This is a genomic window from Caldisericia bacterium, from assembly GCA_026414995.1.
Lineage (GTDB): Bacteria > Caldisericota > Caldisericia > B22-G15 > B22-G15 > JAAYUH01.
The window spans coordinates 86,795-109,075 of the sequence record JAOAHY010000003.1; the positions used below are offsets into that span (position 1 = coordinate 86,795).

General features: G+C 27.7%; 23 protein-coding genes and 1 riboswitch. Of the genes, 15 read left to right on the forward strand and 8 right to left on the reverse strand.

Annotated elements, in window-relative coordinates; translation table 11 throughout:
* Nucleotides 1–35 precede the first annotated feature (35 nt).
* Entirely contained in the window at nt 36–959 is a 924-nt protein-coding gene (locus N3D74_02135; protein MCX8094977.1) for an AAA family ATPase, read from the reverse strand.
* Between the two features lie 62 nt (nt 960–1,021).
* On the opposite strand from N3D74_02135, the gene N3D74_02140 reads away from it, so the two are divergent.
* From N3D74_02140 to N3D74_02190, 11 genes are all read left to right on the forward strand, one after another.
* On the forward strand, nt 1,022–1,750 hold the full coding sequence (locus N3D74_02140) for a 3-oxoacyl-ACP reductase FabG (protein MCX8094978.1): 729 nt from the start codon (nt 1,022–1,024) through the stop codon (nt 1,748–1,750).
* Between the two features lie 66 nt (nt 1,751–1,816).
* Nucleotides 1,817–3,538, forward strand: a complete 1,722-nt coding sequence (recN, locus tag N3D74_02145; protein ID MCX8094979.1) for a DNA repair protein RecN — start codon at nt 1,817–1,819, stop codon at nt 3,536–3,538.
* Nucleotides 3,531–4,589, forward strand: a complete 1,059-nt coding sequence (gene buk / locus N3D74_02150) for a butyrate kinase (GenBank protein MCX8094980.1) — start codon at nt 3,531–3,533, stop codon at nt 4,587–4,589. Before recN ends, buk (N3D74_02150) begins: the two co-directional genes overlap by 8 nt.
* 16 nt (nt 4,590–4,605) lie before the next feature.
* Entirely contained in the window at nt 4,606–5,505 is a 900-nt protein-coding gene (locus N3D74_02155; protein MCX8094981.1) for a bifunctional enoyl-CoA hydratase/phosphate acetyltransferase, read from the forward strand.
* A gap of 13 nt (nt 5,506–5,518) precedes the next feature.
* Nucleotides 5,519–6,772, forward strand: coding sequence for a Glu/Leu/Phe/Val dehydrogenase (locus N3D74_02160; protein MCX8094982.1), 1,254 nt, complete (start codon nt 5,519–5,521; stop codon nt 6,770–6,772).
* A gap of 53 nt (nt 6,773–6,825) precedes the next feature.
* A complete protein-coding gene (gene buk / locus N3D74_02165; protein ID MCX8094983.1) occupies nt 6,826–7,893 on the forward strand; it encodes a butyrate kinase in 1,068 nt (355 codons plus the stop codon).
* Nucleotides 7,886–8,575, forward strand: coding sequence for a hypothetical protein (locus N3D74_02170; protein MCX8094984.1), 690 nt, complete (start codon nt 7,886–7,888; stop codon nt 8,573–8,575). The genes buk (N3D74_02165) and N3D74_02170 overlap by 8 nt, the downstream gene beginning before the upstream one ends.
* 9 nt (nt 8,576–8,584) lie before the next feature.
* On the forward strand, nt 8,585–8,821 hold the full coding sequence (locus N3D74_02175) for a 4Fe-4S binding protein (protein ID MCX8094985.1): 237 nt from the start codon (nt 8,585–8,587) through the stop codon (nt 8,819–8,821).
* Nucleotides 8,818–9,882 carry a 3-methyl-2-oxobutanoate dehydrogenase subunit VorB gene (locus N3D74_02180; GenBank protein ID MCX8094986.1) on the forward strand — a complete coding sequence of 355 codons (1,065 nt, stop codon included), beginning with the start codon at nt 8,818–8,820 and terminating at the stop codon, nt 9,880–9,882. The genes N3D74_02175 and N3D74_02180 overlap by 4 nt, the downstream gene beginning before the upstream one ends.
* Before the next feature lie 2 nt (nt 9,883–9,884).
* Nucleotides 9,885–10,637, forward strand: coding sequence for a thiamine pyrophosphate-dependent enzyme (locus tag N3D74_02185; GenBank protein MCX8094987.1), 753 nt, complete (start codon nt 9,885–9,887; stop codon nt 10,635–10,637).
* A gap of 1 nt (nt 10,638) precedes the next feature.
* The gene (locus tag N3D74_02190) at nt 10,639–11,181 is read left to right on the forward strand and encodes a 2-oxoacid:acceptor oxidoreductase family protein (GenBank protein MCX8094988.1); all 543 of its coding nucleotides are present in this window, start codon (nt 10,639–10,641) and stop codon (nt 11,179–11,181) included.
* 32 nt (nt 11,182–11,213) lie between these two features.
* Here the strand turns inward: N3D74_02190 and N3D74_02195 are convergent, their stop codons facing one another.
* Both N3D74_02195 and N3D74_02200 read right to left on the reverse strand, forming a co-directional pair.
* On the reverse strand, nt 11,214–12,164 hold the full coding sequence (locus N3D74_02195; GenBank protein MCX8094989.1) for an alpha/beta hydrolase: 951 nt from the start codon (nt 12,162–12,164) through the stop codon (nt 11,214–11,216).
* Nucleotides 12,161–12,634: a flavodoxin domain-containing protein gene (locus N3D74_02200; protein ID MCX8094990.1), complete on the reverse strand. Its 474-nt coding sequence runs from the start codon at nt 12,632–12,634 to the stop codon at nt 12,161–12,163. The genes N3D74_02195 and N3D74_02200 overlap by 4 nt, the downstream gene beginning before the upstream one ends.
* 69 nt (nt 12,635–12,703) lie before the next feature.
* Here N3D74_02200 and N3D74_02205 point away from each other — a divergent pair, with 69 nt between their 5' ends.
* The gene (locus N3D74_02205) at nt 12,704–13,261 is read left to right on the forward strand and encodes a flavin reductase family protein (protein ID MCX8094991.1); all 558 of its coding nucleotides are present in this window, start codon (nt 12,704–12,706) and stop codon (nt 13,259–13,261) included.
* 3 nt (nt 13,262–13,264) lie between these two features.
* Here the strand turns inward: N3D74_02205 and N3D74_02210 are convergent, their stop codons facing one another.
* Entirely contained in the window at nt 13,265–13,504 is a 240-nt protein-coding gene (locus N3D74_02210; GenBank protein MCX8094992.1) for a hypothetical protein, read from the reverse strand.
* An 8-nt stretch (nt 13,505–13,512) separates the two neighbouring features.
* Nucleotides 13,513–13,576: riboswitch (Fluoride riboswitch) on the reverse strand.
* Nucleotides 13,577–13,644: 68 nt separating this feature from the next.
* Between N3D74_02210 and N3D74_02215 the strand changes: the two genes are divergently transcribed.
* Genes N3D74_02215 through N3D74_02225 form a run of 3 tightly spaced genes read left to right on the forward strand, consistent with a single transcriptional unit; the run spans nt 13,645 to nt 16,624 of the window.
* Nucleotides 13,645–14,490 (forward strand): DegV family EDD domain-containing protein, encoded by an 846-nt coding sequence (locus tag N3D74_02215; protein ID MCX8094993.1) that lies wholly within the window; start codon nt 13,645–13,647, stop codon nt 14,488–14,490.
* Entirely contained in the window at nt 14,487–15,092 is a 606-nt protein-coding gene (locus tag N3D74_02220; GenBank protein ID MCX8094994.1) for a glycerol-3-phosphate acyltransferase, read from the forward strand. The genes N3D74_02215 and N3D74_02220 overlap by 4 nt, the downstream gene beginning before the upstream one ends.
* The gene (locus N3D74_02225; GenBank protein ID MCX8094995.1) at nt 15,089–16,624 is read left to right on the forward strand and encodes a DAK2 domain-containing protein; all 1,536 of its coding nucleotides are present in this window, start codon (nt 15,089–15,091) and stop codon (nt 16,622–16,624) included. Before N3D74_02220 ends, N3D74_02225 begins: the two co-directional genes overlap by 4 nt.
* Before the next feature lie 7 nt (nt 16,625–16,631).
* Here N3D74_02225 and N3D74_02230 read toward each other — a convergent pair whose 3' ends face one another.
* The 4 genes from N3D74_02230 to N3D74_02245 form a co-directional block, all read right to left on the reverse strand.
* Nucleotides 16,632–16,805 carry a YHS domain-containing protein gene (locus tag N3D74_02230; protein MCX8094996.1) on the reverse strand — a complete coding sequence of 58 codons (174 nt, stop codon included), beginning with the start codon at nt 16,803–16,805 and terminating at the stop codon, nt 16,632–16,634.
* A 15-nt stretch (nt 16,806–16,820) separates the two neighbouring features.
* Entirely contained in the window at nt 16,821–19,022 is a 2,202-nt protein-coding gene (locus tag N3D74_02235; GenBank protein MCX8094997.1) for a cation-translocating P-type ATPase, read from the reverse strand.
* A gap of 3 nt (nt 19,023–19,025) precedes the next feature.
* Entirely contained in the window at nt 19,026–19,352 is a 327-nt protein-coding gene (locus N3D74_02240) for a metal-sensing transcriptional repressor (GenBank protein ID MCX8094998.1), read from the reverse strand.
* A 145-nt stretch (nt 19,353–19,497) separates the two neighbouring features.
* Nucleotides 19,498–22,254: a stalk domain-containing protein gene (locus N3D74_02245; GenBank protein MCX8094999.1), complete on the reverse strand. Its 2,757-nt coding sequence runs from the start codon at nt 22,252–22,254 to the stop codon at nt 19,498–19,500.
* Between the last annotated feature and the right edge of the window lie 27 nt (nt 22,255–22,281).

Below are 22,281 nucleotides of genomic sequence, written 5' to 3' on the forward strand. Positions count from 1 at the left end.
TAAAATATAAAAATATCCAGATCCAGTTATTTTAATTACACTGGGGTAGGTACTTCTTCTATTATTGATTTTATAATCTCCTTTTTATTGATATTTTCATATTCTTCTTTAAATAAAACCCTATGTGGAATTATAAATTCAATAAGTTCTTTTACATCTTCTGGTATTACATAATCTCTTCCTTTGATGAATGCATTGGCTTTTGATGCGAGAAGAAGAGAAAGAGAGCCTCTTGTTGAAATTCCAGAATATAAAAATTTGCTTTTTTTGGTTGCTTCCACTATTTCAATTATGTAATCAATTACCTTATTGGAAACAAAAACTTCATTTTTAATAATTTCCTGAATTTTAATAATTTCATCTTTTGATAGAATTGGTTTAATTTTAATCAACTCCTCTCTTGTACTTCCAATATGTAATATTTCTCTAAGCTCTTCTTTTTCAGGATAGCCAAGTGATATTTTCATCATAAATCTATCAAGTTGTGATTCAGGAAGAGGAAAAGTTCCAAATAGTTCATATGGATTTTGAGTTGCTATGACAAAAAAGGGTTTTGGAAGATCATAGGTTTTTCCATCAATTGTTACTTGTCTTTCTGCCATTGCTTCAAGTAGAGCAGATTGAGTTTTTGGGGTTGCTCTATTTATTTCATCAACAAGAAGAATGTTATTAAAAATTGGTCCTGGGTGAAATTCAAATTCAGAAGAGTTTTTATTAAATACAGATAAACCAGTAATATCTGAAGGAAGAAGATCTGAAGTTGCTTGCACTCTTCCAAAAGATAGACCAAGGGTTTTAGCTAAACCTATTGCAAGTGTTGTTTTACCTAACCCTGGCAAATCTTCAATTAAAAGATGTCCATTAGAAAGTAAAGTTATAAGAGAAAGTTCAATTGCCTTTCTCTTTCCTTGAAGGTAATTTAAAAGAAAATCTATGATTAAACTTATTTTTTGGTTCATTGTGTTCTCCTTTTTATTGTGTGAGTATTATAATTTTAATTGATTTATTTAAGGAGGTCAATATGGAGATAAAAGGAAAATGTGCATTAATTACAGGTGGTAGCAGAGGAATTGGAAAGGAAACAGCAATTGAAATTGCAAAAAGAGGAGGAAATGTTGGAATAAATTTTAAGTTAAGAAAAGATGAAGCAGAAAATGTTTTAAAAATTTGTGAAAGTTTTGGAATAGAAGGAATTTTGCTTCAAGGTGATGTTAGTAAAAGTGAAGATGTTAAAAAAATTATAAAGGAGTTTATAAATAAATTTGGAAGAATAGATATTCTTGTAAATAATGCTGGAATTGCTCCTCCTAATACAAAACTCATTGATATAAGTGAAGAAGAATGGGATGAAATAATTGATATTAATTTAAAAAGTATGTTTCTTATGACAAAAGAAGCGCTTCCTTATATTCCTGATGGTGGAAAGATTATAAATCTTTCATCAATAGCAGGTAAAATGGGAGGAACAATAGGTCCTCATTACGCTGCAAGTAAAGCAGGAATTATTGGTTTTACTTTTGCTCTTGCAAGTGAACTTGCACCTAGAAAAATTAATGTAAATGCAGTTGCTCCAGGACCTGTAGATACTGATCTTGTTAGTGAAGATGTTAAAAAGAGATTGAGTGAGTTAACTCCATTAAAAAGAATTGCAACACCATATGAAATTGCTCACACAATTATTTATTTAATTGAAAACGATTTTGTACATGGAGAAGTTGTTGATGTAAATGGTGGAAGATATATGGATTAAAGAAAAAGTTTAAATTTTCACAAAAAAACTTTTAAAAAATTAAAAATCTGATAAAATTAAATATGAATGCTTAAAAATCTTACCGTTAAAAATTTTGCGATTATAGAAGACTTATCGATTGAATTCGATAAGGGGTTAAATGTTATTACAGGTGAAACAGGTTCAGGCAAATCAATTTTAATAACAGCCCTTGGTGTAGCATTAGGAAACAAATTTTCAAAAGAGATGTTTAGAGAGGGAGAAGATAAAGTTTATCTTACAACAACATTTGATGTAAGTTTTAATCCAAAAATTAAAAATTTTTTAATTGATAAAGGAATTGATGAGGATATTCTTTTTTTTCAAAGAGAAATTTATAAAGATGGAAAACAAAAATTAAAAATAAATGGAATGGTTGTTCCATATTCAATTTATAGAGAAATTGGAGAAAAATTAATTGATATTCATGGACAACATGAGCCACAATCTCTTCTCGATAAATCAAAGCATCTTGAACTGTTGGATAGATTCATTGGTGAGGATTTTCTTAAAAAGAGAGAAGTTTTTAAAGAAAACCTTAAAAAATTAAAAGAATTAAAAAAAGAGATTGAAGATATTATAAATCAAAAAGAAGAAAGGGAGAGAAGAAAAGATTATTTAATTTATGTGATAAATGAGATAGAAAAAGAAAAAATAAGTGAAGAAGAGGAAGAAGATTTAATTAAAAAAAGAGAATTATTGAAAAATGTTTCAAAATTAAAAGAAATTTATAGTGAATCATTTAATCTAATCGAAGGCGAAGGGGATGATTTAGGTATTATAGACAAACTATTTTTAATTGAGAAAAAATTAACTGAAATTGAAAATATAGATAAGAGTGCTTTTAATTTTAAAAAAGAATTAGAGGAAGTTGAAGTAAAAATTAGTGAGTTATCTCAACAGATAAAAAAAAGGAAAAGCGAAATAGATTTTTCACCTCAGGAATTAGATTTTATTGAAGAGAGATTAAAAACATATGATGATTTAAAAAGAAAATATGGAAAAACTGTTAAAGATATTTTGAATTTTCTTGAGAATTCCAAAGAAGAATTAAATAAAATAGATACAAGTTTTGAAAGACTTGAAGAATTAGAAAAAGAGGTTGAGTTAATAAAAGAAGAGTTAGTTAAACTAGGAAAAGAATTAAGGAAACAAAGAGAGGAAGCTTCAATAAAATTAAAAGAACTAATAGAAAATGAACTTTCATCTCTTGCAATGGAAAAGGCAAAGTTTTTTATAAAATTTTTTGAAAAAGAGAGCGAAGATGGGATTTTGTTTAACGAGAAAAAACTTGAACCTAATGATTATGGTTTTGAAACTGTTGAATTTTATATTTCACCAAATCCAGGTGAATCAGAAAAGCCCCTAATAAAAATTGCTTCAGGTGGAGAATTATCTAGAGTAATGCTTGCAATAAGAACTATTTTTGGAAAAGTTGATGAAACTCCATGTATTGTTTTTGATGAAATAGATCAAGGAATTGGCGGAAGGGTTGGAGAAATGGTTGGAAGAAAACTGCTTGAACTTTCTAAGACAGCTCAAGTTATATCAATAACTCATCTTCCACAAATAGCAAGTTTTGGAGACTATCACATAGTTCTTTCAAAAAATGTTATAGAAGAAAGAACATATCTTGTTGCAAGAGTTTTAGAGGAGGATGAGAGAATTTATGAAATTGCAAGAATGTTAGGTGGAGTTGAAATAACTGAGAGTGCTATAAATCATGCAAAAGAACTTTTAATTAAAGGAAAGGAGGTAAAGGGTGTTTAAAATTTTAGTTATAAATCCTGGTTCAACTTCAACAAAAGTTTCATACTTTGAAGATGAGAAGGAGATAAAAACAAAAAAAATCGAACATCAAATAGAAGAACTTAAAAAATTTGAAAGAATTTTTGATCAATATGAATTCAGAAAAAATGCTGTTTTAGATTTTTTAAAAGAAAATAATATTGATGAAAAGGAACTCTCTTGTGTTGTTGGTAGAGGTGGAGTTTTAAGACCAATTTCTGCTGGAACATATATTATTAATGAAAAAATGCTTGAAGATTTAAGAAATGCTTCTATAGAGCATGCGTCAAATTTAGGAGCACCAATTGCTTATGAAATTGCAAAACCATATTCCATACCTGCTTATATTGTAGCAGATGTTGTTGTTGATGAGTTTCCTGATATTGCAAGAATATCTGGTTTAAAAGAAATTCAAAGAAAATCTAGATTTCATGCATTAAATACAAGGTATGTAGCTCAAAAAAGAGCAGAAATGTTAGGAGGTAAATTTAAAGATTTCAATTTTATAGTTGCACATATAGGAGGGGGTATTTCTGTTGTTGCTTTTGAAAAAGGAAGAGCGATTGATGTTAATGACCCAAGTTCTTCTGGTCCTTTTTCACCTGAAAGACCTGGCGGGCTTCCATCAATTGATATAGTTGAGATGTGTTATAGCGGAAAATATACAAAAGAAAAAATTAAAAAACTTTTAATGGGAGAAGGAGGAATTGTTTCTTATCTTGGGACAAATGATCTTAGAGAAGTTGAAAGAATGATAGATGAGGGAAATGAATATGCGAAATTAATTTATGAAGCAATGGCATATCAAATTTCAAAAGATATTGTTGCAAATGCAGTTGTTTTAAAAGGAGATGTTGATGAGATTATTTTAACAGGTGGCGCCTCAAAATCTCTTAAATTGACAAATTTAATTAAAGATAGAGTTTATTTTGTTTCAAATATTTTTATCTTTCCTGGTGAGATGGAGCAGGAAGCACTTTGTTATGGAGCTTTAAATGTTTTGAGAGGAGAGGAAAAACCAAAAGATTATTAAAAGGAGGAATGAGATGATTAAAAATTTTGATGAAATGTTAACTGAAGTAAAAAAACTTGGTAAGAAAACTTTAACTATTGCAAATCCTTATGAAGCAGAAGATTTAAAAGCAATTAAATTTGCTAAAGATGAAGGAATTATTGAACCAATTTTAATTGGAAGTAAAGAAGAGATTTTAAAATTTTTAGAAAAAGAAAATATTGAACTTCAAGCAGAAATTATTGATGAGAAAGATTATTTTAAAGCAATAGAAATATCAATTTCTTATGTAAGAGAGGGAAAAGCAGATTTAGTAATGAAAGGTTTAGTAAAAACTCCTGAACTACTTCATGCTGTTCTTGATAAAGAAAAAGGAATAAGAAAAGAGAAAGTTTTATCTCATGTTGGAGTTTTACAATGTTCAAGATATCCAAAATTAATAATTATGAGTGATGGAGGAATGATAATTGCACCAACTCTTGAACAGAAAGTAGAGATATTAAAAAATGCTTTAATTGTTGCAAAAGCACTTAAAATTGAAACACCAAAAGTTGCACTTCTTTCTGCAATTGAAATTGTAAATCCTGATATGCCATCAACTCTCGATGCTGCACTTATTTCAATGATGGCAAAAAGAGGACAAATTAAAGGAGCAATAGTTGATGGTCCACTTGCTTTTGATAATGCAATTTCAAAGTGGGCTGCAGATGTAAAGGGAATTAAATCTGATGTTGCAGGTGATGCAGATGTATTTATTGTACCAAATATAGAAGCGGGTAATATTTTCTTTAAGATTTTAAATTATTTATCTGATGGAGTGAGTGCAGGTGTAATTATTGGTGCAAAAGCACCTGTTATTCTTCCATCAAGATCAGATTCAAAAGAATCAAAATTTTATTCAATTGCATTAGGTTGTTTAGTATCATCAATTAAATAAAAGGAGGATATTTATGGAGAAAGAATTAACTTTAAATCCATTTAAGATTGCACAGGAGCAAATTGAAAAAGTTGGAGAGGTTCTTAATCTTCCACAAGACATTGTTGAAGTTTTAAAATGGCCAAAAAGAGTAGTTCAAGTTTCGATTCCAGTTAAAATGGATGATGGTAGTGTAAAAACATTCCTTGGATGGAGATCTCAACACAATGATGCTTTAGGACCTGCAAAAGGTGGGATAAGATTTCACCCTGAAACAAATATGGATGAAGTTATTGCTTTATCAATTTGGATGACACTTAAATGCGGAGTTGTTGGAATTCCATATGGAGGGGGAAAGGGTGGAGTAAGATGTAATCCAAAAGAAATGAGCCAGGGAGAGTTAGAGAGATTATCAAGAGGTTATATTGATGGAATATGGCAGGTAATTGGTCCTGAAAAAGATATACCTGCACCTGATGTATATACAAATCCTCAAATTATGGCTTGGATGATGGATGAATATTCAAAATTAAGAGGTTATAATGCTTTTGGAGTAATTACTGGAAAACCTCTACTTCTTGGTGGTTCTGAAGGAAGACATATGGCAACTGCAATGGGTACTATTTATACAATAAGAGAAGGAGCAAAAGCAATTGGTTTACCACTTAAAGGAGCAACTGCCTCAATTCAAGGATATGGAAATGCTGGATATTTTGCAGCAAAACTTCTTTATGAGGATGGAGTAAAAATAGTTGCTGTTAGTGATTCAAAGGGAGGAATCTATTCAGAGGAAGGTCTTGATCCTGATAAGGTTCTTGAACATAAGAATAAAACTGGAAGTGTTGTTGGTTATCCTGGAACAAAAGAGATTGGTTCAAAAGATCCACTAACTATTCCTTGCGATATCCTTGTTCCAGCAGCCCTTGAAAATCAAATAACAACTGAAAATGTAAATGAAGTTAAAGCAAAAATTATTGCTGAAGCTGCAAATGGTCCAACAACACCTGAAGCAGATGAAGTTATTGTTAAAAAAGGAATTCTTATGATTCCAGATATTTTAGCAAATGCAGGTGGAGTTACAGTTTCTTATTTTGAATGGGTACAAAATAATTATGGATATTATTGGAGCGAAGAAGAGGTCTTACATAGACTGGAAAGAATAATGGTTAATGCATTTAAGAATGTTTATGAGATGCATAAAGAAAAGAAAATTGATATGAGAACATCTGCAGGAGCAGTTAGTATAAAAAGAGTTGTTGATGCAATGAAACTGAGAGGATGGATCTAAGATTAAATTAAAGGGGCTCCAACTGGAGCCCCTTTAAAGTGATGGAGGAAATAATGGAAAGAATTCTTGTTATAAATCCTGGTTCAACTTCAACAAAGATTGGAATTTTTGAAGGTGAGAAACCTCTTTTTATTGAAGTTATAAGGCATAATTCTGAAGAGATTAAAAGTTTCAAAAAAATTTTTGATCAATATGATTTTAGAAAAAACGCTGTTTTACAATTTCTTAAAAATAAAAATATTGATCCATCGACTCTTTCTTGTGTTGTAGGAAGAGGTGGTCTTATTAAACCACTTGCAAGTGGAACTTACATAATAAATGAAAAGATGATAGAAGATCTTAGAGAAGCAAAAAGAGGAGAACATGCAAGTAATCTCGGTGCAATTATTGCTTATGAAATCGCAAAACCTCTTAGAATTCCTGCTTTTATTGTTGACCCTGTAGTTGTAGATGAAATGGATGATATAGCAAGAATTTCAGGACTCAAAGGAATTGAGAGAAAAAGTATTTTCCATGCTTTAAATCAAAAAGCAGTCGCAAGAAGAGCAGCAAAAGATCTTGGAAAGAGATATGAAGATGTGAATTTGATTGTTGCACATCTTGGAGGAGGAATTTCAGTTGGTGCACATAGAAAAGGAAGAGTTGTTGATGTTAATAATGCACTAAATGGAGATGGTCCATTTGCACCAGAAAGAGCAGGAGGACTTCCAACCCAAGATTTAGTTGATTTATGTTTTAGTGGTAAATACACATTTGAAGAAATGAAAAAGAAATTAGCAGGTGAAGGAGGTCTTGTTTCTCATCTTGGAACAAATGATGCAAGAGAAGTTGAAAAAAGAATTTTAGAAGGAGACTCTTATGCAAAACTTGTTTATGAAGCAATGGCCTACCAAGTTGCAAAAACAATTGGAGAGATGGCAGCAGTTTTAAAAGGTGAAATTGATGCTATTGTTTTAACAGGAGGCATTGCTTATTCTGAAATGCTTACAAATTTAATAAAAGAGAGGATAAGTTTTTTAGGAAAAATTTTAATTTATCCTGGTGAGGATGAAATGGAAGCATTGGCTCTTGGAGCATTGAGGGTTTTGAGAAAAGAAGAGGAGCCAAAAATATATGAATGATAATATAGATGGAATTAAAAAAATAAATATTTTCATAGGTGAAATAGGCAGTGGAAAGACAGAAATTTCAATAAATTTTGGAATTAATATCAAAAAAAATGGCAAGTCAGTTGATATCATAGACTTAGACATTTATAAACCATATATAAGATTAAGAGACCTTAAAGACAAAATAGAAAAATTTGGTATAAATGTTATAACACCACCAAATAATATATCAAAGGCAGATCTTCCTCTTATTGTTCATGCTTCTAAAAGATGTATTTATGATAAGAATAAATTATGTATTTATGATATTGGGGGAGGTGAGAATTCAACTTTTGTATTAAGACAATTTCCTGAAATAAAAGAATTTGATTATGACATATTTTATGTGTTAAATATTTATAGACCTTTTACTAGAACTTTAATAGATATTGAAAAAAATATAAGGAATATAGAAATAGCATCTGGTTTTTCAATAACAGGTTTAATTTCAAATTCACATTTAAGATTTGATACAAAAGTTGAAAATATAATTGAAGGGTTTTTAGTAACAAAAGAGATTTCTGAAAAATTAAAAATTCCTGTTAGATATATTGGAGTAAAAGAAGATTTAATTGATAAAATTGAAGACAAAAATCTAAAAGATTTAATTTTACCAATAAAAATTTTTATAAGATACCCATATGAAAAGAATTAAGGAGGATATATGGATAAAATTTCAAAAGTTTTAATTAATGAAGAGTTTTGTAAAGAGTGCCTTTACTGTATTAATTTTTGTCCAACTCATGTTCTTGAGAGTGATTTTTCCAAATTTAACTCAAGAGGTTTTCATCCTGCAAAACTTGTAGATGAGGAAGGTTGTATCATGTGCGGAATATGTGCTCAGGTTTGTCCAGAAGGTGCAATTGAGGTGTTTAGAATCAAAGAGGAGGTTAAGAAATGAGCGAAAAAGTTTTTATGAAAGGTGCAGAAGCATTAGCAGAAGCAGTTATTCGTTCTGGTTGTAGATTTTTTTATGGATATCCAATAACTCCTCAAAATGAAGTACCAGAATATTTTGCAAGAAAATTTCCACTTATAGGAGGACTTTATCTTCAAGCTGAAAGTGAAGTTGCAGCAATTAATATGGTATATGGAACAGCATGTGCAGGAAAAAGAGTTTTTACTTCAACTTCATCTCCTGGATTTTCTCTTATGCAAGAAGGAATTTCTTACATTGCATGTTCAAATGTACCAGTTGTTGTTGCTAATGTAGTTAGAGGAGGACCTGGGCTTGGTGGAATTTCTCCTGCACAATCAGACTACTTCCAAGCAACAAAAGGAGGAGGACATGGAGATTATAAAGTTGTTGTTATTGCACCTTCATCTGTTCAAGAAATAGTTGATCTTGTTCCAAAAGCATTTGAAATTGCTGATAAATATAGAACAGTAGTTGCAATTTTATTAGATGGTGTTTTAGGTCAAATGATGGAGGCAGTTGAATTTAATTATGAAATTGATCCAAATATGCTTCCAGAAAAATCATGGGCTTTAACAGGTGCTAAAGGAAGAAAGAAAAATACGATTGTTTCATTTAATCTTGATCCTGAAAAACTTGAATTAATGAATTTGGAATTAAGAAAAAAATATGATGAGATAGAGAAAAATGAGAAAATGTGGGAAGAGTATAAACTTCAAGATGCAGAATATATTTTTGTTGCATATGGAACTGTTGCAAGAATTATAAAAACAGTTGTGGATGAGGAAAGAGAAAAAGGAATTAAGGTTGGACTTTTTAGACCTATTACTTTATGGCCATTTCCATATCAAGAATTGAGAAAATTTGTTAATCAAGCAAAATTTTTCCTAGATGTTGAAATGAGTTTAGGTCAGATGATTGAAGATACTAGACTAGCAATATTAGATATGAAACCAACATTTTTCTATGGAAGAACTGGAGGAGTTGTTCCAACTACAGTTGAAATAAAGGAAGTTTTTGAGAAAAAAATGAAGGAGGTAATATAAAAATGGAAGTTAAAACAATTTATAAATATCCAGAATCACTTGAAAAAAGAGTTACACATTATTGTCCAGGTTGCCACCATGGCATAGTACATAAACTAATTGCAGAATTAATTGATGAATTGAATTTAATTGAGAAAACAGTTATAGTTTGGCCAATTGGTTGTTCTGTTTTAGGTTATGAATATTTTAAAGTCGATTCATGTGTTGCAGCTCATGGAAGAGCACCAGCAATGGCAACAGGAATAAAAAGAGCAAATCCAGAAAATTTTGTTTTAGCATATCAAGGCGATGGCGATCTTGCATCGATTGGTATGGCTGAAATTGTTCATGCAGCAGCTAGAGGAGAAAAGATAACTGTTATTTTTATAAATAATACAAATTATGGTATGACTGGTGGACAAATGGCACCAACAACACTTCCTGGACAAAAAACTACAACATCTCCATACGGAAGAGATCCTAATGTTTGTGGTTATCCAATTAAAGTTGCTGAACTTTTATCAAACCTTGAAGGCGCAGCATATATAGCAAGGGTTGCACTAAATAAACCTGCAAGAATTACTCAAGCTAAAAAATTCTTAAGAAAAGCATTTAATGCACAACTTAGAGGTATTGGATTTTCTCTTGTTGAATTTTTGTCTGCTTGTCCAGTTCAATGGCATATGACTCCGCTTAAAGCACTAGAAAGAATAGAAAATGAACTTATTCCATTTTATCCACTTGGTGAATTTAAAATAAAAGAGGGGGTTGAGTAATATGGAAAAAAGATTAGAAGCAATAATAGCAGGTTTTGGTGGTCAAGGTGTAATGTTAATGGGTGAATTAATTTGTGAAGCAGCAACAAAACTAAATCTTTTTGCAACATTCTTTCCATCATACGGTCCTGAAATGAGAGGTGGTACAGCAAATTGTAATGTTATTGTATCTGATAAACCAATTGCATCACCTGTTCTTGCAACAAGTCAAAATATAATTGTTATGAATAAACCTTCTCTTGATAAATTTGAAAGTAGAGTAAAAGAAAAGGGCATTCTTTTTATGAATTCATCTTTAATTGATAAAGAACCAACAAGAAATGACATAGAAATAATAAAAATTCCTGCAAATGAAATTGCTGATAAATTAGGGAATAGTGTTGTTGCAAATATGGTTATGTTAGGAGCATTTATCGAGAAAACAAAATATCTTCCACTTGAGGTTGTAAAAGAAGTTGTTGAAAAATTTTTAAGCGAGAGGAAAAAAGAACTAATTGAAATAAATCTTAATGCATTAGAAGAAGGAGCAAAGTTAGTAAAATAAAATTTTTAGAGGGAGGTTCAAGTGGGACCTCCCTATTTATTTTCTATAAAATCAACCATAATATTCAAAAATTCTTTCGGTTTTTCTTCATGAGGAACATGTCCACAATTTTTTATTATTTCAAGCTTACTATTTTTTATCAACTTATTGATATTATATCCAACATCTAGTGGAATAACTTTATCAAATTCTCCCCATATAATTAATGTTGGAGCATTTATTTCACCTAACTTTTCTTCTAAATTTATTTTTTCTTGAGAGACAAAAATTTCATATAAACCTTTATCCCAATTTTTTACATTTAAAACCTTTTTATATTGATAATAAACTTCATCTGTAATTATAGATGAATCGTAATAAGCGATATCTTTCAATCTAGAAATTTGATTTATAAAAATTATTACAAGAGGGGTCCATAAAAATTTTCCAATTGGTGTTTTTAAAAAATTTAATAAGCCTCCTCCCATAATTCCATTTAAAATAGCACCATCTTCAATTATTAATTTTTCAACATATTCTGGATATTTAATTGTAAAATATGATGCAACTGCACCCCCCATAGAATGACCCAAAATTATAACTTTTTTTATTCCTATTTTATCTAAAAATCTTTTAACAACTTCAACTTGTCCACTTCTTGAATAAGGATTAAATGTTAAATTTTTACTAGATACTCTTTCAGTTAACCCAAAGCCAGGCAAATCAATAGCATAAACTTTATAATCTTTTGATAGTGGTGTATAAATTTCTCTAAATGAAAATGTACTTGCTGCAAATCCATGTATTAAAAGAATTGTTTTATCTCCATTTCCATATTCTTTATAGTGAAGATTAAAATTATCAATTCTTATAAATTTTGAATCGGTATCTTTTAGTATATCTATATCCTTATATGAAAGTTTTATAGTTATATATGAATAAAGATAATAAGAAATAAAAAAAATTATTAATAAAATAAAAATTATTTTTATAACCCTTTTCATTTTTCTAATTCCTCTATAAATCTCTTTAATTTATCTTCATATAAATTTTTTGATAATTCACTCTCTTTTAAAAATATAAAATTTTTAGATCTATAACCTATTAACTCTTCCAAATCTTTTAAAACTTTACTATTTTTTTCTCCTAAACCAGACACTGAAAAAATTGAGTAACTTTTAATTTTATCTTTATACTCCATAATAAAAGTTCTAATTGCAGGAGTAATATTTCCTGCCCATATTGGAGTTCCAATTATAATATGGTCAAAATTTTCTAAATTATTATTTAACTTTTCTATTTGAGTTAATTTTTTTGTTAGAGCATCAAATCCAGAAATTATAAAACCGATAACTCCTTCTCTTTTCTTTTTATCAATTATTTTTTCTATTTGAAAATTTAACTTCTCTTTTAAATAATTAGCGATTCTCTCATTATTTCCTGTTTTTGAATAATAAATTATAATGCCTCTCATATTTCTATCCTCCTTTAATTAATTTTAAAATATTTTTAAAATTATATAAAATTAAATAAGGAGGAGAATATGAAAAAAATTATTAAAATTAACAATTTTACATCAATTCTTCATCCATATCCAACAACTCTTATAACAACAATGGGTAATGATAAAAAACCTAACATAGTTGCAATTGCATGGATTGCACCACTTAGTATTAATCCACCAGTTTTAACTTTTGCATTAAGAAGAGAGAGATATTCTTATAAACTAATTCTTGAAAATAAAGAATTTGTTGTAAATATTCCTAATTTTAATTTATTAGAAGAGTCTTTAATTTGTGGAACTTATAGTGGAAGAGAAAAAGATAAGTTTGAATTAACTAAATTTACCCCAGTTAAATCAGATTTTGTAAATGTGCCATCCATAGAAGAATGCATAGCAAATATTGAATGTAGAGTTTTAGATATTGTTGATAAAAAAGAGTTAGATCATGTAATTATAATTGGTGAAGTTTTAAATGTAAAAGTTGAGGAGGAATTTTTTGATAAACATTGGGATTTAACAAAAATTAATTTGCTTTTGCATGTTGGAGGGAATTTATTTACAACAAATAAAAATGAGATAAAGAAAATAAAAATTTAAATTTTAAAAAATTTCTTCATTGTATTTTTTAAGTTTATTTTTTGCATTTTCAAGTGCTTGCTTTAAAAAAATTATTTCTCCTTTTAGTGAACCTATCTCAAAGTTTAACTTTTCAATTTCTTTTAATGCAGAATAGAGTTTAAAATTTAAAGATGCATTAAGTTTTGATAACCTCATATTTTCTTGAATTAAAAATTCAACTTTTTCTTTTAATTCATCATAGGTTAAACTCTCTTTTTCCATATTAACTCCTTTTTGTAGGAGTCATCACTCTTAAAAGAGATTTATAAGGCAGACTCCATTGCCTTAAAATTATTATTAAATTTTAAATCTAAAAACCAAATTGTCAACTTTGAATTTATAAGGGTGATAAAATATAATTGATGGAGAGAATAAGAATTGTTACAGATTCTACTGCAAATTTACCTATTGAATTTATAGAAAAGTATAAAATTTTGCAGATACCATTTTATTTTGAAATTGAAAATAATATTTATAGGGATTTAATAGATATTAATACTGAAGAAATTTTAAAACTTTTTGAGAATAAAGAAAAATTAGAATTTAAAGCATACCCGCCTAAACCTGAGGACTTTTTAAATCTATTTCAGGGTGTTGAGGAAGAAAAAATAATATGTATTACAATATCTTCAACAATTAGTGGCTGTTTTAAGAATGCTTTAATTGCAAAAGATTTAATTAAAGAAAAGGAGATAGAAATAATTGATTCTTTAAATGCAGGAAGTGGTGAAGGAATATTAGTATATAATATTATTGATTTAATAAAAAATAATTTTTCATTTAACGAAATTATTTCAAGAGCAAAAGAAATGGTTAATAAAATCAAAACTTATGTATACATTGATTCTCTTAAAGATGTATATAGGACAGGAAGAATACCAAAGATTTTATCTGATTTTGGTTCTCTTCTTTCTCTAAAACCTATTGTTTCAATTGATTTTGGAAAAATAAAAAAAGTAACTCTTTCAAAGAATAGATATGATGGAATTTTAAAATTAGTTGAAATTACAACAAGAGAAATAAAAGATGATACTATATTTTGTATGTATTTAAATTTTAAAGAAGATGAAATAAAATTTTTTGAGAATGAGATTAAGAAAAAAATTAAAAAAATAAATATTTACAATGTTCCATTCACTCCAATTATGGGATATGCTGTTTTAACAGGTGCCTTTGGGATTTCATTTATGGGAGGTGAGAGAGAATGAGAGTTATTGATTTTATATTAATTGTTGTTTCTTATTTTATTGGATCTTTAACATCTGGAATTGTTTTATCAAAAATTTTTAAAAAAGAAGATATAAGAGAAAAAGATTATCCAGGTGGTTCTGGTGCTGTAAGACAATATGGAATTGGTTTTGGATCGCTTGTAGGTCTTCTTGATATTTTAAAAGGAGCCATTATTTCACTACTTGTAATTTTATTTAGCAAAAATGAACTTACAATTATTTTGTCATATATTTTTTTAATTCTTGGAAATAACTATCCAATTTATTTTGGATTTAGAGGCGGACAAGGTGTAGGTGCTACGATAGGATATGCAGTAATTCTTTTTCCATTAGAAGCAATTATTTCATTTTTAGTTGGTTCATTTTTCGCTTTGTTATATAAATTTTTAAATTTAAATAGATTTATAAAATTCATGGGTGCAGTACCTTTTGGGGCTATTTTTGGTTTAATTACAATGTTTGTTTTACTCATAAGAAAATATCCATTTTACCCTTTTCCTTTACTTGTTATAATCGCAGGAGCTCTACTTCTTTTCAGAGGTCTTCAGGTAATTATTTTTCAAAAAAAGAAAATGAGATGAACGATTTCTATAAAAAAATAAAAGAAGCTCTTTTTTTAACTCTTAAAAAACTTGAAGAAAAAGAAAATTATATAAATAATTTAAATGTATTCCCAATTCCAGATGGAGATACTGGAACAAATATGTGTAAAACTTTAAAAGAGACAATTGAATCAAAATATAATTTAAATGAATTAGATTTTTTTAAAATTATTAAAGAAAAAATTGTCTTAAAAGCGCATGGAAATTCTGGCATAATTTTCTCTCAATTTTTGAAAGGTTTCATAGAAGAGATATTAAAAGAAGATAAAGATAATTTCGAAAAAATAAAAAATGGATTTGAAAAAGGATATCTATTGTCATATGAAATACTAGATAACCCAATTGAGGGAACAATAATAACAGTTATAAGAGAGTCCCTTAAAGGTTTAAAGAGAGGCACAAATATAAATGAAGGAATAAGAAATGCTTATTTTGAAGGAGTTAAAGCACTAGAAAAAACCCCTGAACTTCTTAAAGTTCTTAAAGATGCGCATGTTGTTGATGCTGGAGGAGAGGGTTTTATAAATTTTCTTGAATCTTTACTTTATATATTTAACAATGAATCTTATACAAGAAAAGAGATAAAATTTAATGAATATGACCTTTCAATATGGAGAAAAAGACCAAATTATAGATATTGTATTGAAGCATTTATCGAAAATGTTGTTGATATGCCTAATTTAAAAACTAAATTAAAAGAGTTTGGAAATTCTATTATTGTATTAAAAGAAAATAATGAGCTCAAAATTCATATACACACTAATAAGGTTGACGAAATTAACAAATTTTTAAACAATTTAGGAAAAATCAAAGAAATTATTTCAAGAGATATGAGAAAGCAACAACTAAGGTTTTTACATGATATAGATATTGGTATAATTGCTTTTTCTATAAGTGATAAGATTAGTGATCTTTTTTATTCTCTTGGAGCAACAATTGTGATTGATATAAATGATAAACCATCATTAGAAGAAATTCTCGAAACAATAAATGATATACCTTCTCAAAAAATTATAATTCTTCCTAACGATAAAGATTTAATACTAACAATTAAAAAAGCAAAAGATAAAACTTTAAAAAATTTAGAATATATTGAGACAAACTTTGTGACAGAAGGAGTTGAAGCATTATTAAACTTTGATGGTTCTTTAAATTTTGAAGATAACATAATTAATATGAAAAAATCGATTAAAAATATTAAATCTGGTTATATTGCAAGAGCAGATAAAAGTATAAAATATAAAGATTTAAATATTAAAGAGGGAGATTTTTTTATTACTTTCAATAATGAAATAATTCTTAGTGATAAAGACCCTGTTTTGCTTTTTATGTCTTTATTAGAAATTGTTAATATAAATAAAGAAGAAATCATTTTATTTTTTGGTAATGATTTAGATTTTAACTCACAACAGGAGCTAAGATTCAAAATTTTAAATAAATATAATTCAATTAATTTAATAACTTACGATGGAGGACAAAAAATTTATAGTTTAATTTATAGTATGAAATAAAAAACTTTTATTCTTTTTTCATTTCTTTTTTGTAATTCGGATCCAAATACTTTTCCGGATTTTCTTTAAATTTTTCATAACAAAATTTACTACAAAAATAATATTTTTTCCCTTTATATTCAAAATTTAAACTACCTTCTTCTTTAACAACCATTCCACATACAGGATCAATATGTTTCATAATAAAACCTCCTTTTTAAATTTTTATTTTATTCAATCTCAATGAATTAGTTATTACATTTATAGAACTTAAAGCCATTGCAATTTCTGCAATGACTGGATGAAGAAGACCTAAAAAAGCAATTGGAATTGCAATAACATTGTAAAAAAAAGCCCAAAATAAATTTTCTTTAATTTTTTTAAAAGTTATCTTTGAAATTTTAATTGCTTTAATAACATTAGAAAGTGAACCTTTTAATAAAACAATGTCTCCAGTTTCTATAGCAGTATCACTTCCAGTTCCCATAGCTATGCCTACATCAGCCTGTTTAAGAGCAGGTGCATCATTTATCCCATCTCCAACCATTGCAACAACTCTTCCTTCTTTTTGTAATCTTTTAACAATTTCAACTTTATCTTTTGGGAGAACCTCAGCGTAGAATTTCTCTAGTTTAAGTTCTTCTTTTACCCATTTAGCATAATTTATATTGTCTCCTGTTGCAAGAATTGGCTCAATATTCATTTTCTTGAGAAGATCAATAAGTTCTTTAGAATCTTCTCTTAACTTATCTCTAAGTGCGATTACTGTTAATATGTTTTCATAATCACTTAAGATTATCACTGTTTTACCTTCTTTTTCGAGTTTTTCAATTAAATCATTAAAATTAATTTTATTTTTTATAAGTTCTATTATCTCTTTTGGTTTTCCTAAAATATAATCTATGCCTTGAATTTTACCTTTAACTCCTATTCCTGGTATTTCTTCAAAATTTTCAACATTATAAAAGCTTGTTTCACTTTCAAAATACTTTTTAACTATGCTTTTTCCAAGAGTATGGCTTGAATTATTTTCAAGTGATGCAGCGATTTTAAATCCTTCTTTTTTTGATGTAAAATCAAATATATCTGTTACTTCAGGTTCTCCATAAGTTAATGTTCCAGTTTTATCAAAAATTATTGTATTTATATCTTTCATTCTCTGAATTGCCTCACCATTTCTTATAAAAATTCCTTTTTTTGCACTTATTCCACTACTAACCATAATTGCTGTTGGAGTTGCCAATCCAAGAGCACAGGGACAAGCAATTACAAGTGTTGCTATCATTGAATATATTGAAAGTGAAATTCTATCTAATCCTAAATTTATCCAAGGTATAATTTTAGATGCATATTCAAGTATGTTTTTAGATTTCTCATAAAAGAAAAATGAAAAAAGAAATGAGAGAATTGAAATAATTAAAATAGAAGGTACAAAATAAGTTGTTATTTTATCTGCAATTTGTTGAACTGGTACCTTTGATTTTTGTGCCTCTTCTATAAGTTTTATAAGATTTGAAAGAAAATTTTCATCTACTCTTTTTGTAACTTTTACAAGAATTTTACCACTTCCATTTAATGTACCACCAATCACTTCATCACCCTCTTTTTTAAATACATCTAGGGATTCACCAGTTATCATTGATTCATTGACAGTAGTTTTACCTTCTATTATGATTCCGTCTGTTGGTATTTTTTCAAATGGTTTAACAACCATAATATCTCCTGGATCTATTTCATTAATATTTACTTCCACCTCAACTTCATCAACAATAATTCTTCCTTTTTTAGCGCCAATCTCTAATAGAGTTTTAATTTCTCTTGATGCTTTTCCTTTGGCAAGTGCTTCAAGATATTTTCCTAAAAGAAAGAAAAAAATTATCATTGCTCCAACAAAAGAGAAGTTTGAAATTTTAATTCCTAATAATTCGACTATTCCTGTAGAAAAACTAGCGAGAGTTCCAATTGATATAAGTAAATCCATACTAATATTTTTATTTAATAAAGATAAAAAAGAATTTTTATGTATTTTAAAACCAATTATAAGAATTACTGGAATTGAGAGAAATGTTTCAATAATAGAAATATTAGGTATCATTACTAAATTAAACATATGAAAAATCATTATTATTGTGATTGGAATTAAAAATATTATTGAATAAATTAATAGTTTTTTTATCTTTTTTAGTTCAGTTTCATCTTCTTCTAAATTTAGTTTTAGTGAGTAACCAACCTTTTTAACTTTTTCTTGAATTTCATTTAAAGTTATAACTTCAGGGTCATAAAAAAAAGTTGCTGTATTTGAAACTAAATTTACTTCAACATCAGAAACTCCATCTGCACTTTCAATTGCTTTTTTAACTATATTTACACAGGATGCACAATGCATCCCTTCAACTTCAATATTAACCTTCTTTTTCATATATTAAACTTCTTTTCCTTTTGTTAAATATTCAAGAACCATTTTAAGTTCTTCTAATTTTTTATCAAACATTTCAGTTTCTTTTGATTCTTTTACACATGTCTCAATATGTTTTTTTAAGATTTCTAGATTAATTTTTTTTAAAATTGAAATCACAGCAAGTATTTGTTTTGAAATATCTATACAATATTTGTCTTCGAGAATCATCTTTTCTATACCTTGAATGTGTCCTTTAGCAATATTAATAAGTTTCAATACATCTTCATGTTTATGATGTAATAGACCTCTATTTTTAAATCTTTTTTCTTCTTTTTTTATATCTCTTTTCAATATAGTCTCCTTTCAATAAAACTTCAAAAATAAATTATTTAACCCATCCCTATAGGATAGGGTATATAAATTATATTAAATTTAATTTATTTGTCAAGTAAAAAACATATTTTTTTATTTCTCAAATTTCTAAAATAATATATTATTAAGGAACAGTTGTAATTTTTTCTATAGTATATGTATATTCATGATCAGCTCGAGTAGGACATTTGCCACAACCTTCAGTTTCGTATATAGTTTTCTGTGTAACTGTTCCATTAATTTTTGGAGATAAAATATTTTTGCTATCAAATTGGAAACCATTTGGAAATTTACCTGTAAGTATTCCTGTTATTGTATATTTATAATCAGGAAGTAAGGGATCAGTAAAGGTAATTATTCCAGAAAAATTAATTTTAATATTTCCATCTTTATCATAATTACCATCTACTTTCCAAATTTGACCCTCAAGATGTTTAATTTTACCATCTTTAAAATTAATTTTAATATTTGCTCCACTTCCTCCTACAAATTTACAATTAACACAATCATATAAGACAGTTCCTATTGTAAAAATATAATTACCCTCAAATGGATCTTTTAGACTTATTATTGATTTAAAAATAATATCTTTGTTTGATTCATATTCATATTTTTCTCCAGTATATACAACAACTGGACCACTCTCAATATTATCTGGAAGTTTAACTTTAATTTCTCTATTATTCCAACTAACAATTTCTACATTTTTATTTCCAATAATAACTTTACTTTTAGAAGATTTATTTTTACCAAACATAAATCCATTAATTGTTATTATATCTCCTCCTTTTCCTGATTCTGGATTTATTGATGATATTTTAGGCAATATTGATAAAGTTGCTTTAATTATAAATGAATCCCTTATAAAAATATCATTAACAGAAAGTTCCTCCTGAAGACTTGAATAAATAAGTATTTTTTGTTTCCCATCTTTGTCAGAAATATTATAATCTATTAAATCTTCAGGTTTATATTTATAGTTATAAGTAATATAAGATGCTTCATTTAATTTTGCTTCATTTATAGTAAATTTTTGAATATTATTGACTACTCTTTTCCCTGGATAACCATCATTATCTTCATAAATTATAGTATCAATTTTTATCTCCTTTTTATTAATTGATCCATTATATGCATTTAATGAAAAATTTAAAAACTCAATATCATTTGGTATAAAATCTAGTTCTTGATCTTTTCCGAAAAATCTCCAAACATAACCATTCTTTTTATCTGAAGGTTTTATTTGTAAAAAATACAATGGTGATAATCTTTTTTTAATATCTACATAAAAAGCAATTTCTCCACCTTGCATTGAATAGGCCTCATTTCCACCTGGACACATTAAAGAAAGACAATCACTAGTAGCAAAAGGTCCTTCTGGATATAATATAAAATAACTTTCGATTTGTAGCTTTCTTGTATGTCTCTCTCTAATCCAATTCCAATCTCTTATGGTATACATAGTACCATTTTCATTATTTGAAGGGGATACATTTTGTGGGTCGTGAATTATTATTTCTAAACCATTACTTTTATAACCTAAAACTAGAACTGCATGATCACCCCAACTTAAAATTACAGGATAACCTTTATCAATTTGAGCAAGTGTTCTCCATTTTAGATGTGCAATTCCATAATATGGTATACTATTAACTCTATAACCGAGATTTTTACTAATATAATCTCTAAGATTATAAGAAAATACTTCAGCTTTTAAACCAAAATCATTGTCAGGTGTATTCATTGTTTTAAGAATCTCAAATAGTTTTATATCTTTTCCACCAAATTTTAATAACATTTGCGCACATGTTGATGCACAAGAGCCTCCAATTTGTTCATAATAAGGCATTCTAATAATTTTTTCATTTGATTTAGTAGAGTAATAAGGTGTCCATCCAATATAAACTGATAATTTATCCTTTAATCCTAAAACTTTTGAATAACTTTCTACTACTTTATTTGAAAATAGATAATTTTTATTATTATTATTCAATAAAATTGTAGGAGAAATTTTTATACTCACTAACCCACTATTTGAATCATAACTATATTGAAAATCTATCTTTTTATTTTCTTCATGATCATATCCAAAAATATTCAACTCTTCATTTTTTAATCCTTTTGGTCCATTAACAGATAAAGTCAACTCTCCTTTTAATTCTTTAAGACCATTTATTTCAATACCTAATGTATCAACAGTTGAAAAAAGTGGATTTATTATTGATTTTAAACTTACTTTTGTCTCTTTTGAAAATGCATTTGGAGAAACAAGTAGCTTTGTTCCATCAGAAAGAGCAAGTTCTCCTCCTGAAGATGTAAATATCTTTTCTCCTTCACTTGATACTTTATTTATTTCAGATGGTACCTCTAACTTATAGTTAATTGTAATTGTTTTTGTATTTCCATCCCACTCTACAACACATCCTAACTCTTCTGTTACAAATCTTAAAGGCAACATTGTTCTTCCATTTATAATCTGAGGTGGAACATCAAGTTGTTTTGAAGTTCCATTTACTCTTGCACTCTTTTTGTCAATCCAAAGTTCTATTGTTGTATCTTTTAATTTAATTATCACCTTTCTTTCATTTCCATTCCACTCTATAGTTCCACCCATCTCCTCAATTATTGCTCTTATTGGAACTAAAGTTCTTCCTTTTACAATAACTGGCACTGTTCCTCTTCCTGGGTCAATTTCCTTTTTTACTCCATTTACTTGCATATATGGGTTATTGATTTGAAGGATAATTATTATTTGATCTAAAGATTGTTGAAGTGATTGACTTTGAAATTTCTGATTTGAGTTTATAGTTTTAAATATAACCATGTGTAGATTAAGATAAAAGAATAAAAAAATTAACGAGAAAACAATTAATTTTTTCATTTTTTCACCTCAAAATAAAAGATTTGA

Excerpts from the sequence above, each read along its gene's own strand:
- N3D74_02135 (MCX8094977.1), bottom strand. The coding sequence starts at position 959 with ATGAACCAAAAAATAAGTTTAATCATAGATTTTCTTTTAAATTACCTT.
- N3D74_02140 (MCX8094978.1), top strand. The coding sequence starts at position 1,022 with ATGGAGATAAAAGGAAAATGTGCATTAATTACAGGTGGTAGCAGAGGA.
- recN (MCX8094979.1), top strand. The coding sequence starts at position 1,817 with ATGCTTAAAAATCTTACCGTTAAAAATTTTGCGATTATAGAAGACTTA.
- N3D74_02160 (MCX8094982.1), top strand. The coding sequence starts at position 5,519 with ATGGAGAAAGAATTAACTTTAAATCCATTTAAGATTGCACAGGAGCAA.
- buk (MCX8094983.1), top strand. The coding sequence starts at position 6,826 with ATGGAAAGAATTCTTGTTATAAATCCTGGTTCAACTTCAACAAAGATT.
- N3D74_02170 (MCX8094984.1), top strand. The coding sequence starts at position 7,886 with ATGAATGATAATATAGATGGAATTAAAAAAATAAATATTTTCATAGGT.
- N3D74_02175 (MCX8094985.1), top strand. The coding sequence starts at position 8,585 with ATGGATAAAATTTCAAAAGTTTTAATTAATGAAGAGTTTTGTAAAGAG.
- N3D74_02180 (MCX8094986.1), top strand. The coding sequence starts at position 8,818 with ATGAGCGAAAAAGTTTTTATGAAAGGTGCAGAAGCATTAGCAGAAGCA.
- N3D74_02185 (MCX8094987.1), top strand. The coding sequence starts at position 9,885 with ATGGAAGTTAAAACAATTTATAAATATCCAGAATCACTTGAAAAAAGA.
- N3D74_02190 (MCX8094988.1), top strand. The coding sequence starts at position 10,639 with ATGGAAAAAAGATTAGAAGCAATAATAGCAGGTTTTGGTGGTCAAGGT.
- N3D74_02195 (MCX8094989.1), bottom strand. The coding sequence starts at position 12,164 with ATGAAAAGGGTTATAAAAATAATTTTTATTTTATTAATAATTTTTTTT.
- N3D74_02200 (MCX8094990.1), bottom strand. The coding sequence starts at position 12,634 with ATGAGAGGCATTATAATTTATTATTCAAAAACAGGAAATAATGAGAGA.
- N3D74_02205 (MCX8094991.1), top strand. The coding sequence starts at position 12,704 with ATGAAAAAAATTATTAAAATTAACAATTTTACATCAATTCTTCATCCA.
- N3D74_02210 (MCX8094992.1), bottom strand. The coding sequence starts at position 13,504 with ATGGAAAAAGAGAGTTTAACCTATGATGAATTAAAAGAAAAAGTTGAA.
- N3D74_02215 (MCX8094993.1), top strand. The coding sequence starts at position 13,645 with ATGGAGAGAATAAGAATTGTTACAGATTCTACTGCAAATTTACCTATT.
- N3D74_02220 (MCX8094994.1), top strand. The coding sequence starts at position 14,487 with ATGAGAGTTATTGATTTTATATTAATTGTTGTTTCTTATTTTATTGGA.
- N3D74_02225 (MCX8094995.1), top strand. The coding sequence starts at position 15,089 with ATGAACGATTTCTATAAAAAAATAAAAGAAGCTCTTTTTTTAACTCTT.
- N3D74_02230 (MCX8094996.1), bottom strand. The coding sequence starts at position 16,805 with ATGAAACATATTGATCCTGTATGTGGAATGGTTGTTAAAGAAGAAGGT.
- N3D74_02235 (MCX8094997.1), bottom strand. The coding sequence starts at position 19,022 with ATGAAAAAGAAGGTTAATATTGAAGTTGAAGGGATGCATTGTGCATCC.
- N3D74_02245 (MCX8094999.1), bottom strand. The coding sequence starts at position 22,254 with ATGAAAAAATTAATTGTTTTCTCGTTAATTTTTTTATTCTTTTATCTT.